Here is a 13,599-nt window from a genome sequence, read left to right as displayed (position 1 = left end):
ATAGGGATCTCCTTGTCGTGGAAGGTCAGTCACGGACCGGCGGAAGCGGCGCTGGACTGGCACCCCGGCGTCCGGTGTCGACGATGTACCGGGACGGAACGTGGAGCGGCACGAGGCTCTCCAGGAAGTACTGATACTCGCCGCTGGGCAGGACGCGCCGGCGCATATCGAAAGCGAGCTCGCCGCGGCGTCCATGCGGAAGGTCTCCCCAGGCCCTGGCGTCACGGATACGCGCCGTGTCGATCTGTAGCGCGTACCCGAGTGGATCGCGTTGCCCTGCCTGATGGAGGGGTGATGTGCCAAGCACCTCGGATAGCCGCGGTGTCGGCATTTCGGGTGGAAGGGCCGACAACGAGTAGGTGTAGATGCGAGCGCCGGCAGCGTCGTCGAGCCAGCCTGTCGTACCCTCCAGGGTGACGCCCTGACGTGCTTGTCCGGGTAAGACTTGGGCCGCGAACGGACGATCGCTGAAGTACCACATGCGTTCCGGCCACTGGTCCGCCGGAACGATCTCCGTCGCGGCCAGGTCCTCGATGGGGGACGCGGTGACCGTCGCGGTCGGCGCACGCTGCGGCGAGCGCGGGGTAGCTCGCGCCACCGTGAGCGCTTCATCCCAGCGTGCCTGCTGACTGGCAGACAGCGTCGGCAGCGCAGGCGTCACCTCACCCGTGGTGGAGGAAATGTCCGGCGACTGGATGTCGCCCATCGGACCGGGCGAGGCCGGTCGCGAAGGAACACGACGGCCACCGGGTTGTGACCATCCGCCGATGTCGAGCACCTCGGCGCGTTCGGCCCGCAGCGGAAACTGTGTATCCAGCTCATGCAGGAAAATACGACGCTGGTGTGCACTGAGTTCCGCGAGGTCGGGATGGAGGTGGGTGTCCTGAATCAGGGCGCTGCGGCGGCGGACGATAAACTTCAGGTGGCTTCCGTCGGACCTGAGAAATGCGGCTGCGGATGGATTGTCGTTCAACACGGCATCGATCTCGGCCCGGTACGGTGCGACCAGTGCGGCGGCGCTGTTCCGTCGAGGGGCATCCTGATATCGCCGTCGACGATGCGCTCCTCGAACGCTTCCTCCGTCACCGTGCCGCGTTGTGCGCCGGGAGCAGCCAACACCCAGTTCGCCTGTCGCGTGCCCTTCGCGACGCGGAAGCGCCGTCCGCTTCCATTGCCCCGCGGTTCGCCAAACTCGGTTGGCAGGCGCGCAAGCAGGTATTCCTCGAAGACGGGAGCGTAGAGAAAATCCCGGGCCAAGGCGGACCGGTCACTGAATTCGCGGAAGGCGCGTCCGTCGGGAGCATCCGGGGTGTACAGCACGACTCTCGGTGAGCCGCGGACATCACGGACGCCGATGAGCAGGACGTCACTGACGACAACGCCGCGGTAGACCAACTGGCGAACGGCGATCCGGTGGCCGTCGACGGCCGTCCGGGTCGCCGCGGCGGGGCTGTTCAGGACGGCCTCGACCATGCGGTATCCACGATCGCCGCGATCGTCCAGAAAGGCCACGGCTTGCTCGGGAAGGTACGTGGCCATGCGTGCGGCGACGGCTTCGGCCCGCATCCGCGCCTGCTGGATCTGCATCGTCGCGCTGCGGAAATCCCGCCCCTGCGGATCGCTGACCCGTTCGCGAAGATAGGATGCGAAGCGCGAGGCGAGATCGAGTTCCCGGACCAGTTGACGCAAGGTATGAGCGCCAGGCAACGGCGCGCCCGGAGGTACACCGTTGGTAACGACGCGGATGTGTCGCCTTTCGTACCGGCCCGTGTTGTGCAACGCGAACTCGGCAAGGCTCATCCGCACCGGGGGTGGGGGGCTTACGCCCGTGGCCGGCACGCCGAGGCCTTCGTCGTCGCGAACCTCCAGATGAATATCGTCCGGGTCCAGCGTGATCCCGCGCTGGGCGAGTGCTGTCAGGAGTTCCTTCCGGCACCAGCCTGCCAGCGTCAGCGGCGCGTCGTCGGCGCCGCGCCGCGTCGGCGACGCGGCGAGCAGCAAAGCCGTGTGGTAACCCTTCGCCGCTTCGCGCCAGTCGCGCGCGACGTCCTCGGGCACGCGAGCGAGCCGTTGTTCGTCGACCGAAGTCGTGAGGCGGTTCTCGCGCGAGGCAAGCAGTGCGGTGATATCCAGCGTGTCGTGGAGATCGAGGGCAGACAGAAGGTGGTCGTTGGACCACTCGGATGTGCTGGCGTCGCTGGTCGCCGGCCATGCGTCCTCGACTTTCCCCCGCTGTAGCGAGACGACTCTCCGTGCCATCGCGCCGAAGACGTCTCCTTGCAGGGGGAGCGAATCGACAAAGTGTTCGTTGGCGACGACACGCTCGATGTCGTCGACGCGTACGCCCGGCAGCTCACGCCGGCGTGCCAGTCGCTGCCTCCATGCGGCTTCGGTTTGCGCATGCAGGCTTGGAAGGTCGGTGAACACATCCCAGCCGTGGTCGGGTAAGAAGCGCAGGACGACCGTAGGATGGTCGCGCTCGTGCACGATGATGGCGCCCGCATAGTCGGCTTCGCCGACGCGCAAGGACCGGGCGATGAGTCCCGGTGGCACCTCACCGTCCGACGTGCGTGCGAAACGCTCGGCCAGATCGGCGGCGGCGCCGTCCAGCGTCCCGTCGAGACGACGCACGATGGCGTCGTCCCGCAAGACCGACGCTATCCGCGTGGCCAGCGCATCGATGCGTGCGACGGGCACTTGACCCGGAGAGTCCTCCACCGTCTGCCGCCAGAACGCGTCAAGGGAGGTGAGCCACGCGTCGCGGCTGTCGGCGGTGACAGGCGAGGGCAGGTCGGGCATGCCTTCCTGCTGGCCGGCCAGCCAGGTCTGCATGTCGATGAGGCGACCGAGACCACCGATCGCTTCCTGTTGCGTGCTGCTCACGGCGGCAGGCGGTGCCTGCGGCGGCGCCACGTCCATGTTGCATCCCTTGCGTGGAACTCCAGCGCAAAGGGTAAGCCGTCGTCAGGGAGACATCTGTCTCCGATAACGACGACGTAGCGTCATCCTGACGACAGCTGAGGTGTCAGCTCAAAGCGGATGCTTATGCCGCGTTTCTTCATTGGCGACGTGGCGATCATGCAGCGACTCCGCAGAGGTCTCGCCCGGGTCGTCCGGTGGACGCGCGTCCAGATCGCGCTCGTTCTCGCCGCCGGGCGTGATCTTGAGGATCGAATGACGCACTTCGCGCGCGAGGATCACGCGTGCATCGCGGACCATGTCTTCCAGTGCATCGCTGAAGTCGAGCTTGCCGGCCTCATCGGTCCAGACCACCTTCACTTCGCGCAGCTTCTGGATGAAACCGCGGAAGAGCGCCTTGTCGAAGAACTCCGGCGCCGACAGTTCGTTGAGCAGGCCCAGGCGCTGCGCGGTGAGCGTGCACGCGGTTTCCAGCTCACCCGAGCTCATGGTGTGCGGGCCGTTCTTCACCAGGGCGGCGATGGCGATGTAATAACGCTCGAAGGCTTGCAGCATGCTGCGCGCGATCACGCGCAGCTGGTACGCGCCGTCGTCCTGCCCCGGCCCGCGCTCGAGCACGCGGCCTTCGCTGCTGGATTCGAGGATGCCGCGGCGGACGAAGAATTCGATCGTTTCCTGCACTTCATTGGCGAACCCGTCCTGGTCCCAGGGCAGGAACAGCTCGCCCTGGATGAAGGGATAGATCAACTTGCCCAGGCGCAGCACGGACGAGCGTGACATGCGTCGGTTGTTGAGGAAGCATGCGGCCACCCACGCAGCCGCTGCATTGAGGTGCAGGACGTTGTTGCGGAAGTACGAAAGGAGGACGGCCTGTTCGCCTTCGGTGACGAGCACGTCGCCGAGCGGATGACGCACGCGACGGATCCAGCCCATCTGTTCGCCGTAGGCGACGATGCCCTGCGGATTCATGGGCGTAATCGTGACGCGGTCGGAGTAAGGCAGTTCCTGGAACAACGACTTGGTCAGCTCGATCTGGGCCAGCAGGTCGTTCTCGGCCATCGCATGCTTGGGCGTGGCCAACAGCGCCAGTGCGAGCAGGTTGATCGGATTGACGTCGGCCGCGCGATTGATGTTGACCTGGATGCGCTCGGCGAGATCGTCGACCAGGTGGCTCATCCATTCCGGCTTGGCATCGTGCTCGGCCGTCGTCACGCGCCAGTCGGGCGCGACGGCGTCCAGCATGGGTGTGAGCAGGATGGGCTCGCCGAAGTTGAGCGTGACATGCCCGTAGCGCTGGCGCAGCACCTTCAGGCCGCGGATAAGGCCAAGCAGGGATTCCTTCTCCTTCGGCTTGCCGGAAAGCTCACCGGCGTACGACTTGCCTTCCATCAGCTTCTCGTAGCCGATATACACGGGCTGGAACAGGACGGGGCGGCGTGGCGCGCGCAGGAAGGCGCGCAAGGTCATGGCCAGCATGCCGGCGCGTGGCGCCAGCAGTCGGCCGGTACGTGAGCGGCCCCCTTCGATGAAGTATTCCAGGGGCACGCCGCGGTCGACCAGCTGGGCGAGGTATTCGTTGAAGACTACCGAATACATCGCATTGCCCTTGAAGCTGCGGCGCAGGAAGAACGCGCCGCCGCGACGGAGGATCGGACCGACGCCGGGCAGGTTGAGGTTCACACCGGCGGCGATGTGCGGCGGCACCACGCCCGAGTAATGCAACTGGTAGGACAGCAGCAGGTAGTCGGTGTGGCTGCGATGGCATGGCACGTAGACCACTTCATGACCCGGCGCCGCGGCGCGGGCCTTGTCGAAGTGGTGCATGGCGATACCGTCGTAAAGCTTGTTCCAGAAATTGGAGAGCAGGAAGGAGGTCGAGCGAACCACCGGGTGCGAGTAGTCGGCGGCGATCTCGAGCGCGAAATCGCGTGCCCGACGCTGCGCCTTGGCCAGCGTGATGTTTTCCTTGCTCGCCGTCGCGGCGATCGCGTCGCGTACCGGCTCGGTGTTGAGTACCGCATCGACCACGGTGCGGCGGTGCGACAGGTCGGGACCGATCACGGCCGCACGGATGCGCCGGAAGTGCGTGCGCAGCACGCGGGCGATCTTGCGGGTGAGCCGTTCGGGCGACAGGCCGTTCGAATCGGCCAGCACACTGCGCAACGATACCGGCGCGGAGAAGTGCACGACGGTGTCGCGACCATTGAGCAGCAAGGCGAGCATGCGGCGGAAGCGGCCGACCACCAGCCAGTTCTCGGCGAACAGCACGCTGAACCAGCCGCTCTCGCGGTTCGGTGCACGGCCCACGTAAATGGAAACGGGAACGACCTGGATATCGCGCTGGGGATCGTCCTCCAGCGCGCGGATGAGCTGGCCGATCGGTTCCTTCGGTCCGCGCGCATCGGTTCGCCCAAACAGCCACCCATGGCGACGGCTCAGCGAGAACACGGAGCGACGGCGGCGACCGGGCAGTTCCAGCAGCTGCATCGGGCTGGGCAGGCCTGCCTCGCGACAGGCGCGTTCCAGGATCAGCGCATCGGAGGCACCATCGCGTTCGATCGCGTAGCACACGGCGGCCCCGCTCTTGAGCAGGGTGGTGGGCTCGGCGGGATCGCGCTTGATCCGCACCCAGGGTTCGAGAAGCCGACCCAGCAGCTTGAACCACCAGGGTGAACGGGCGACATGGACGTGCGGATCCGCACTCATCGGAATTTCGGGCATCGTCGGATTGTACGGCTTCAGCGGGGCCGGGCGGCCGCTACCGGCGCGCCGTCGTTGCGCGGCGGCGGCGGAGCGGTGCCGGACGGGGCTGCCGCGCTGCCCGCATGAGCGGGCTGCGCGGGCGGATTGAGCTGCAGGTGCTGGGCGCGGACGCTTTGCAGAAGATCGCTGTCATACCAGCGGCCGTCGAGGAGCACCAGGGTCGCGTCGGTCTGGATGGGCTTGTCCAGCAGGGTGTAGGTGATCTTGACGTGCGCCGAGCCACCGCTGTTCTCGATGGTATCGATGCTGATCGATTCGAAGCTCTTGTCGATCGACAGTCCGTAAACGGCAAGCAGGCGCTTGAACCCCAGCCACGCGGTGGACCAGGTGGCCATGGACTCATCGAAATTCATCGCGTGGAGCGCGTCGGGCGTGGAAAGGTTGGCCTTGCGTGCGGTGTCGACGAGGATGCCGATGGCTTCCTTCGCCTTGGCCTGGTCGCCCCACGCCACGGTCTGCGTCCACGGTGCGACCACGTTCGCGGCTTCGCGCAGCTGGCGCTTCTGGGATGCGGTGAGGTCCTTGGCCTGCTCGATCGCAGTGAGCGCCATGGACTGGCCGACACCGGACAGCAGCGGCATCTGATCCTTGTAGTCGTGATCGAAGTGGACCAGGGTTGGCCGCAGGTCGGCGAAGAGCTTCTTCTCCGCATCCGGCTCGGTCAGGCGCTTCACGCCGGCCTCGAACTTGGCACGGTCGTCGGCATCGAGGGGTTCGGTCGGTGCGTTGCGCTTGACCCAGTCGGCGCGCAGCGCAGCGAAATCCGCCGGCGGCAAGGCGTGTCGCCAGAACATGTCGAACTTGCCGTCGCGGACCAGGTCCAGCGAATCGCGCATGGCATCTTCGGGCGAGCCGCCGCCAGGTGTGCCGGGCGCGTCCTTCGGCTTGTGGTTGCAAGCGGAAAGCAGGACGACTGCCAGCAGGAGGATCCAGGCCAGGTGCGATAGGCGGCGCATGAGGGCTTCGACGTCTTCGGGAGGCGGGGACGGGGAGCGTACAAGAAAAAACCCCGGAGGCTCATCGCTTCACGGGGTTATCCAGCCCGAGGCCGGTAAGGGAAATGGCCTTGCCCGCATAGCTTTTGGCGCGACGGGTTTCGGCAAGGCCATAATAGTTAAATAACATTGCTAAAGCAATGCCTTAACTTTTACATCGTAACTACATGATTTTACTTGGTCCGAAGCGCGTCGATCTTTTTCTGGCGACGCTCACTGCGCGGCAGGCTGAAGTCGTTATCGAACAGCGCCGGCTCCCAGCTGCCGTAGGTGGGGTTCGGAAGGACGAACCAGCGCTCGCCGATCCACGCCGTATACGGCGCCATCGCGCGGGTGCGGCCCTCAGCGTTGTTGCCCAGAATATTGGCGAAATCGCCGATCTGGTCGCCGAACTGCATGAGGACGCGGTAGTTCTTCGCCACTAACTGCCGGCGGCAGCCTTTCTCGCTGCCCGCCTGCTCGCATCCTTCGACGAAGGTACCCAGACCAAGGAAGGACTCCTTGCCCGCCACGGGGAAACCCGCCGAGCGGAGGTTGGCCAAGGTGGCCTCGTCCAGATCTTTGGCACGGTTGGAAATGTAGATCACGGCGATGCCGTGATCGGCGGCGAACTTCGTGAAGGCGATTGCCCCAGGCAGCGGACGCGCGATGGCTTCCTTGCACCAGGCGGCCCAGTCGGCCTCGTTGAACTCGCTGCCCGCACGGATCAGGCGAGCCTGGTAAGGCGAGTTGTCGAGCGCCGTTTCGTCGATATCCAGGATGACAGCCGGCTTCAGGCCCTTCAGAGACGGATGGGCGGCGCGGTCGTCTTTTGGCAGGGCATCCCAGGCGGCATCCTGCTTCGCCTTGAGAAGTTTCTCCTGCGCGTCGCGGAAGGTCTGCAGGTAAATGAAGTCGTGCTCGCTGGCGTTCTGCGACCAGGCCACCGCGTTGAGATTGTCATCGGCAGCGGGACCGGCGACCGCCGGAGTTGCGGCCGGCGCGGGCGCGGCGACGGCAGGCGCCGTGGCGGTCTTCGCGTGGGGCGTGGCGGCACAGCCGGCGAGCACCAGGGCCGCGGCGAGCGCAGCCGGAACGAACTTCATCATGGAAACCCCTTATGGCACAGGCAACGTCGCCTGTGGGCCGGCGATTGTCCGGGGAGTTTACGACAGCGTGACGACGGGACGCACGCCTCTGGCGCATAGCCCCCACGTCCTGACAGACTGCGGCCTCATTCACGACGAGGTCTCCATGGACGTCGCCAGCTCGCGCACTCACGTCATCCGCATCGCCAGCTACATCGCGATGGGGGTCGGCCTCTTCCTCGTGCTCTATCTGCGCCTGTTGCCGGCACTCCTCGCCGGCTTGCTGGTCTACGAGGTCGTGGTGTCCGTAGCGCCCCTGATGGGGCGCCGTCTTTCGGGCGACCGTGCGCGGGTCCTCGCCGTGGCCCTGGTCGCCATCGTCGTGGTCGGCTTGCTGACCCTGTTGATCCTCGGCGGCATCAGCTTTTTCCGCAACGAGATCGGCAATCCGGAGGACCTCTGGCAGAACAAGCTGATGCCGTTGGTCGAGCGTGCTCGCGAGCAGATGCCCCAGTCCATCGTCGGACGCCTGCCGGAGAGCGTGGACGCGCTACGCGTCACGGCCCTCGACTGGGCACGCTCCAACGCCGTGACCCTGCAGCTCGCCGGCAAGGAAGCGGCCCGCGTCCTCGTGCACATCCTCATCGGCCTGGTGCTCGGTGCGATCGTGGCACTTGGTCGCACGCGACCGTCGCACCAGGTCGGTCCGTTCGCCGCGGAACTCAGCCTGCGCAGTGCGCGCCTGGCGGATGCGTTTCACAACATCGTGTTCGCCCAGATCAAGATCTCGCTGGTCAACACGGCCCTCACCGCCGTGTACCTCCTCTGCGTCCTGCCGTTGTTCGGCGTGCACCTGCCGCTGACCAAAACGCTGATCGTGATCACCTTCCTGGTCGGCCTCCTGCCCGTGATCGGCAACCTGCTCTCCAACACGGCGATCACCATCGTTGGCCTCTCGGTGTCGCTGTACGTCGGCATCGGCGCCCTGGTCTTCCTCATCGTCATCCACAAGTTCGAATACTTCCTCAACGCGCGCATCGTCGGCAGCCAGATCCGCGCGCGCGCCTGGGAGCTGCTCGTGGCGATGTTGCTGTGCGAGGCGGCGTTCGGCCTGCCGGGCGTGGTAGCGGCCCCGATCTTCTACGCCTACCTGAAGTCTGAACTGGAAGCCGAGCGCTTGATCTAGCGTTCATCGCTGCCCTGCTGGAATCCCCCCACCTCAAGGAGTGCCGGCATGGTCAGTACACCGGGCGATTCGCGCCTCGTCCGCATCGCCACTTACGTCCTCGCGGCCCTCGCGCTGTGGGGCGTGCTCGTGCTTCACCTCGTCTCGGCCCTGTTGGCCGGTTTGCTGGTTTACGAGGTGGTCGAAGCGCTCACACCGCTGATTCGTCGCGTGGTACCTGGCGAGCGCGCACGGCCGATCGCCGTCGCCTGTGTCGCCGTGGTCGTGGTCGGCGCGCTCACCCTTATCGTGGTCGCCGCGCTCGGCTTTTACCGTCGCGACATCGGCGACCCCCAGGAGTTGTGGGACAGCAAGCTGCTGCCGCTCTTCGACAAGGCGCACGAACAACTGCCGCCCTGGCTCACCTCACGGTTGCCGGACAGCTTCGGCGACTTCCGTGAGCGTGGCATGGGCTGGGCCCACGAGCATGCGGGCGACCTCAAACTGATGGGCACGACGGCGGCGCGTGTCTTCGCGCACATCCTGATCGGCCTGGTCCTCGGCGCCATCGTCGCCATTTCCCACGGCTCAGGCGGGCGCCCGGCGCGGCCGTTATCGTTCGAACTGTCGACCCGCGCCATGCGTCTCGCCGATGCCTTTCACAACATCATCTTCGCCCAGCTGAAGATCTCGGCGATCAACACCACGTTGGCCGCCTTGTTCCTTCTGGCGGGCCTGCCGATGTTCGGTATCCACATACCGCTGGCCAAGACCCTGGTCATCCTCACCTTCGTCGTCGGACTCCTTCCCGTCGTCGGCAACCTGGTTTCCAACGTGCTGATCACCATCGCCGGATTGTCGGTGTCGCTCTGGGTCGGGGTCGCGGCGCTCGGCTTCCTGATCGTGGTGCACAAGCTGGAATACTTCCTCAACGCCAAGATCGTCGGCGGGCAGATCCGCGCACGCACCTGGGAGCTGCTGATCGCCATGCTGGTGTTCGAGGCGGCCTTCGGCCTGGCGGGACTCGTCGCCGCGCCGATCTACTACGCCTATCTCAAGAGCGAGCTCGAGGCCGAAGAACTGATCTGACGGCCGGAGACGATCAGGCGCCGCCGGCGAGCATCGCGCGGATACGCGCCATGTGAGTGGCCGCGGTTTCCATCTTCACTTCGGCATCGGCCTCGGGATCCTTGCCGTCCCAGTGGAGATCGTCCTGCGGCAGTTCTTCAAGGAAGCGACTCGGATCGTTGGAGAGCACCTCGCCGTACTTGCGCGAGCGTGCCGAGAACGACAACGTCAGCATCTCCTTGGCGCGCGTGATGCCGACGTACATCAGTCGGCGTTCCTCGTCGAGGCGGCCTTCGTCGATGGCACCTTCGTGCGGCAAGGTGCCATCCTCGCATCCGACGATGAAGACGAAGCGAAACTCCAGACCCTTGGCCGAATGTAGGGTCATCATGCGCAGGGCGTTGCCCGGGTCGTCACGGTCGGCATGACTGAGCAGCGCGAGCTGGGCGGCGATATCGCCGGTACGGCCACCGTCCTTGCTCATGGCTCGGAACCAGTCGGCCAGTTCGCGCAGGTTGCCGAGGCGACGCTCGCGCAGCACGTCATCGGGTGTCGAGGCAGCGATCTGCGCACCGTAGCCCGTCTTTTCGATGATGGTCTGGACCAGATCGGCGGCGCTGAGATGATTGGCATCGCTGCGCAACTCGTCCATCAGGCGCGAGAAGCCGGCGAGGGCGGACGCGGGGCGCGATGAGATCGTCTTCAGCACCGCGTCGCTGCGTGTCGCCTCGAGCAGCGACGCATTGCGCGTCTGTGCCATCTGGCCGAGTTTCTCGAGCGAGGTCGAGCCGATCTCGCGCTTGGGTACGTTGACCACGCGAAGGAAGGCGGCATCGTCCGTCGGGTTGGTGAGCAGGCGCAGGTAGCAGAGGATGTCCTTCACTTCCGCGCGATCGAGGAAGGACAGCGCCCCGCTGAGGTGGTACGGCACCTTGGCCAGGCGCAGCGCCTTCTCCAGCACGCGTGCCTGGAAATTGCCGCGATAAAGGATGCAGAAGTCGTCCCAGCGCGCGCCTTTCTCTTTGTATTTCTCGTGCAGGCTGGATGCGATCGCGGCGATGCGCTCGGCCTCGTGGTCGTTGTCCTTGCACTCGAGAACGCGAATCGGCGGACCTTCGACGTGGTCGCTCCACAGCTTCTTGTCGTGGACGTGCGGGTTGTTCGCGATCAGCTGGTTGGCGGCGCGCAGGATGCGCTTGGCGCAGCGGTAGTTCTGCTCGAGCTTGATCACACGCAGGTTGGTGAAGTCGCGTCCCAGCTGGTCGATGTTTTCGGGATTGGCGCCGCGCCAGGCATAGATGCTCTGGTCGTCGTCGCCGACGCAGGTGAAGCGCGCTTTCGGTCCGGCGATCGCCTTGAGCAGGCGGTACTGCGCGTCGTTGGTGTCCTGGTATTCGTCGACCAGCAGGTAACGCAGGCGCTCCTGCCAGATCGCACGCGCGTCGTCGTCGCTTTCCAGGATGCGCAGGGGCAGGCGGATGAGGTCGTCGAAATCCACCGCGTTGAAGGCGGCCAGGCGTTGTTGGTAGAGGTCGTAGATCGTCGCGGCTTCGATCTCGCGCGGGCTGCGCGCTGCCGCCATCGCTTCTTCGGGCGTGAGGCCGCCGTTCTTCGCCTTGCCGACCAGGTTGCGAATGCCCTGGATCACTTCGGGCTTCACGCCCTTGGGCGAAAGCTCCTTGATCATGTTGGCGCTGTCGTCGGCGTCGAGCACGGAGAAGCCGCGGCGCAACTGCGCGCGATCATGCTCGATCTGGAGAAACTTCAGCCCGAGCGCGTGGAAGGTGCACACCGTGAGCGCCTTCGCCGACTGCTCGGAAATCAGACGGCCGACGCGTTCGCGCATTTCCTTGGCGGCCTTGTTGGTAAAGGTGATCGCCGCGATTTTCTCGGCCGCCAGGTGCCGGTGCGAGATCAGGTGCGAGATCTTCTCCGTGATGACACGGGTCTTGCCGGAGCCGGCGCCGGCCAGCACGAGGAGGGGGCCGTCGCAGTATTCGACAGCCGCGTGTTGTTGCGGATTGAGCATGTGGGATCGGCCGGACAGGGCAGCGGACGAGGTCACGGATGGTAGCAGGTGGGGAGGGGCTGGCGGGCGCCGCCGCAGGCTCACGGACGGCGAGACCGGGCGAAGCGCCGGCGGCCGGGCCCAGGCGGTAACATGTGCGGTCACGCACCGGAACGACCGCATGGCCAAGCTCTACTTCTACTACTCGGCAATGAATGCCGGAAAGACCACGACGCTGCTGCAAAGCGCGCATAACTACCACGAACGCGGCATGCGCACGCTGATCCTCACGCCGGCGCTGGACAACCGTTACGGGGAGGGCATCGTCGCCTCCCGCATCGGCCTGCAGGCCCGGGCCGTGCGTTTCGCCGGCGACGAGAACCTCCTGACCATCGCGGAACGGGATATCGCCCGGCGCGGCCCGCTTCACTGCGTGCTGGTCGATGAAGCGCAGTTCCTCAGCAAGGGGCAGGTCTGGCAGTTGTCCGACGTGGTCGACAAGCTGGGCATCCCGGTGCTCGCCTACGGCCTGCGTACCGACTTCCGGGGCGAATTGTTCGAGGGCAGCAAGTACCTCCTGGCCTGGGCGGATAACCTCGACGAGATCAAGACCATCTGCCACTCCGGCAAGAAGGCGACCATGGTGGTGCGCGTGGATGAACACGGCCGGGCCGTGACCCAGGGCCCGCAGGTTGAGATTGGCGGCAACGACCGCTATGTCTCCGTGAGTCGCGCCGAGTTCAAAAGCATCACCGCCGGCGACGGCCGTATCGAGCTGCAGCAATCCGTGCTGCCGCTGGGCGAAAGCGAACCAGACGAAGGAAAAAGCACGTGACCGAGACGACGAATACCGCCGCCGCATGGCCGCGTCCGCACTGGCAGCCCAGCGACGAGGAAGCCGTGCTGCTTTTCTTCGTGTTCGGCGCGTTTCCCGAAGACCTTGTGATTCCCGCCGCGCGATACGGTAGCCCGGGTCTTCCCGAAGGTGTCGAATTGCAGCGCTTTCAGAACGCCGTCCTGGCGCGCTGGGAGGGCTATCCACTTTCCGGCGCGCTGGGCGAGTTGCTGAAGGAAGACAGCCCCGAGGCGTTCGCCGCCGCCAAGGCCGCGCCGCATGTGATCGCGATCCGCGGCCGTTTCCCGGACCGCGACAACCTCGACTACCTGCGCGACACGCTGGGTGTCGTCGCCGCGTTGACGGACATCGGCGGCAAGGCCGTGATCGACCCGCAGATCCTTTCCCTGTTCGATGCGCAAGGCTGGCGCGACCACTATCTGGTGCAGGGTGGCGCCCCCACGCGTCACCATGTGCTGATCCTGTGCAGTCCGGAGGAAACCAAGGGCCGCTCGTGGATCCGGACCCGGGGCATGCGCAAGTTCGGTCGTCCCGACATCAGCCTGACCAACGTTCCCGATCGCGAGATCGATCGCGCCGGCGCGTTGTCGGAGCGCTTCGTGGACCTCGGCGCGCTCGGTGCGCATTTCGAGCCGGAGCAGACGGTCGAGGTGGACGGCGTGACGGGTGGCCTGACGGTCAAGCTGTCCGGCGACGAGACCGATCCGATGTTCAACAACTCCCACGCCGCGATGCGCTGGCCCGACTGACGGGCCGGT

General features: G+C 65.7%; 10 protein-coding genes. 4 read left to right on the top strand and 6 right to left on the bottom strand.

What is annotated here, in order from left to right; translation table 11 throughout:
* Nucleotides 1-25: 25 nt before the first annotated feature.
* From BJI69_RS05525 to BJI69_RS05505, 5 genes are all read right to left on the bottom strand, one after another.
* The gene (locus tag BJI69_RS05525) at nucleotides 26-976 is read right to left on the bottom strand and encodes a hypothetical protein (protein WP_156165887.1); all 951 of its coding nucleotides are present in this window, start codon (nucleotides 974-976) and stop codon (nucleotides 26-28) included.
* Nucleotides 970-2,919 carry a dermonecrotic toxin domain-containing protein gene (locus BJI69_RS05520; RefSeq protein WP_046966519.1) on the bottom strand — a complete coding sequence of 650 codons (1,950 nt, stop codon included), beginning with the start codon at nucleotides 2,917-2,919 and terminating at the stop codon, nucleotides 970-972. The genes BJI69_RS05525 and BJI69_RS05520 overlap by 7 nt, the downstream gene beginning before the upstream one ends.
* A 111-nt stretch (nucleotides 2,920-3,030) precedes the next feature.
* A complete protein-coding gene (plsB, locus tag BJI69_RS05515) occupies nucleotides 3,031-5,625 on the bottom strand; it encodes a glycerol-3-phosphate 1-O-acyltransferase PlsB (RefSeq protein ID WP_046966520.1) in 2,595 nt (864 codons plus the stop codon).
* Nucleotides 5,626-5,657: 32 nt separating this feature from the next.
* The gene (locus BJI69_RS05510; protein ID WP_046966521.1) at nucleotides 5,658-6,638 is read right to left on the bottom strand and encodes a hypothetical protein; all 981 of its coding nucleotides are present in this window, start codon (nucleotides 6,636-6,638) and stop codon (nucleotides 5,658-5,660) included.
* 212 nt (nucleotides 6,639-6,850) lie between these two features.
* A complete protein-coding gene (locus BJI69_RS05505) occupies nucleotides 6,851-7,765 on the bottom strand; it encodes a 5'-nucleotidase, lipoprotein e(P4) family (protein WP_046966522.1) in 915 nt (304 codons plus the stop codon).
* A gap of 145 nt (nucleotides 7,766-7,910) precedes the next feature.
* On the opposite strand from BJI69_RS05505, the gene BJI69_RS05500 reads away from it, so the two are divergent.
* Both BJI69_RS05500 and BJI69_RS05495 read left to right on the top strand, forming a co-directional pair.
* On the top strand, nucleotides 7,911-8,930 hold the full coding sequence (locus BJI69_RS05500; protein ID WP_046966523.1) for an AI-2E family transporter: 1,020 nt from the start codon (nucleotides 7,911-7,913) through the stop codon (nucleotides 8,928-8,930).
* Between the two features lie 48 nt (nucleotides 8,931-8,978).
* Nucleotides 8,979-9,998 carry an AI-2E family transporter gene (locus BJI69_RS05495; RefSeq protein ID WP_046966524.1) on the top strand — a complete coding sequence of 340 codons (1,020 nt, stop codon included), beginning with the start codon at nucleotides 8,979-8,981 and terminating at the stop codon, nucleotides 9,996-9,998.
* Nucleotides 9,999-10,011: 13 nt separating this feature from the next.
* Here the strand turns inward: BJI69_RS05495 and BJI69_RS05490 are convergent, their stop codons facing one another.
* Nucleotides 10,012-12,006: a UvrD-helicase domain-containing protein gene (locus BJI69_RS05490; protein WP_046966525.1), complete on the bottom strand. Its 1,995-nt coding sequence runs from the start codon at nucleotides 12,004-12,006 to the stop codon at nucleotides 10,012-10,014.
* A gap of 160 nt (nucleotides 12,007-12,166) precedes the next feature.
* On the opposite strand from BJI69_RS05490, the gene BJI69_RS05485 reads away from it, so the two are divergent.
* Nucleotides 12,167-12,820, top strand: a complete 654-nt coding sequence (locus BJI69_RS05485) for a thymidine kinase (RefSeq protein WP_046966526.1) — start codon at nucleotides 12,167-12,169, stop codon at nucleotides 12,818-12,820.
* On the top strand, nucleotides 12,817-13,590 hold the full coding sequence (locus BJI69_RS05480; protein ID WP_046966527.1) for a hypothetical protein: 774 nt from the start codon (nucleotides 12,817-12,819) through the stop codon (nucleotides 13,588-13,590). Before BJI69_RS05485 ends, BJI69_RS05480 begins: the two co-directional genes overlap by 4 nt.
* The last annotated feature ends 9 nt before the right edge of the window (nucleotides 13,591-13,599 follow it).

This window comes from Luteibacter rhizovicinus DSM 16549 (assembly GCF_001887595.1).
Lineage (GTDB): Bacteria > Pseudomonadota > Gammaproteobacteria > Xanthomonadales > Rhodanobacteraceae > Luteibacter > Luteibacter rhizovicinus.
This window is presented reverse-complemented; position numbering and strand designations above follow the sequence as displayed.

Excerpts from the sequence above, each read along its gene's own strand:
- BJI69_RS05510 (WP_046966521.1), bottom strand. The coding sequence starts at position 6,638 with ATGCGCCGCCTATCGCACCTGGCCTGGATCCTCCTGCTGGCAGTCGTC.
- BJI69_RS05495 (WP_046966524.1), top strand. The coding sequence starts at position 8,979 with ATGGTCAGTACACCGGGCGATTCGCGCCTCGTCCGCATCGCCACTTAC.
- BJI69_RS05490 (WP_046966525.1), bottom strand. The coding sequence starts at position 12,006 with ATGCTCAATCCGCAACAACACGCGGCTGTCGAATACTGCGACGGCCCC.
- BJI69_RS05505 (WP_046966522.1), bottom strand. The coding sequence starts at position 7,765 with ATGATGAAGTTCGTTCCGGCTGCGCTCGCCGCGGCCCTGGTGCTCGCC.
- BJI69_RS05485 (WP_046966526.1), top strand. The coding sequence starts at position 12,167 with ATGGCCAAGCTCTACTTCTACTACTCGGCAATGAATGCCGGAAAGACC.
- BJI69_RS05500 (WP_046966523.1), top strand. The coding sequence starts at position 7,911 with ATGGACGTCGCCAGCTCGCGCACTCACGTCATCCGCATCGCCAGCTAC.
- plsB (WP_046966520.1), bottom strand. The coding sequence starts at position 5,625 with ATGAGTGCGGATCCGCACGTCCATGTCGCCCGTTCACCCTGGTGGTTC.
- BJI69_RS05520 (WP_046966519.1), bottom strand. The coding sequence starts at position 2,919 with ATGGACGTGGCGCCGCCGCAGGCACCGCCTGCCGCCGTGAGCAGCACG.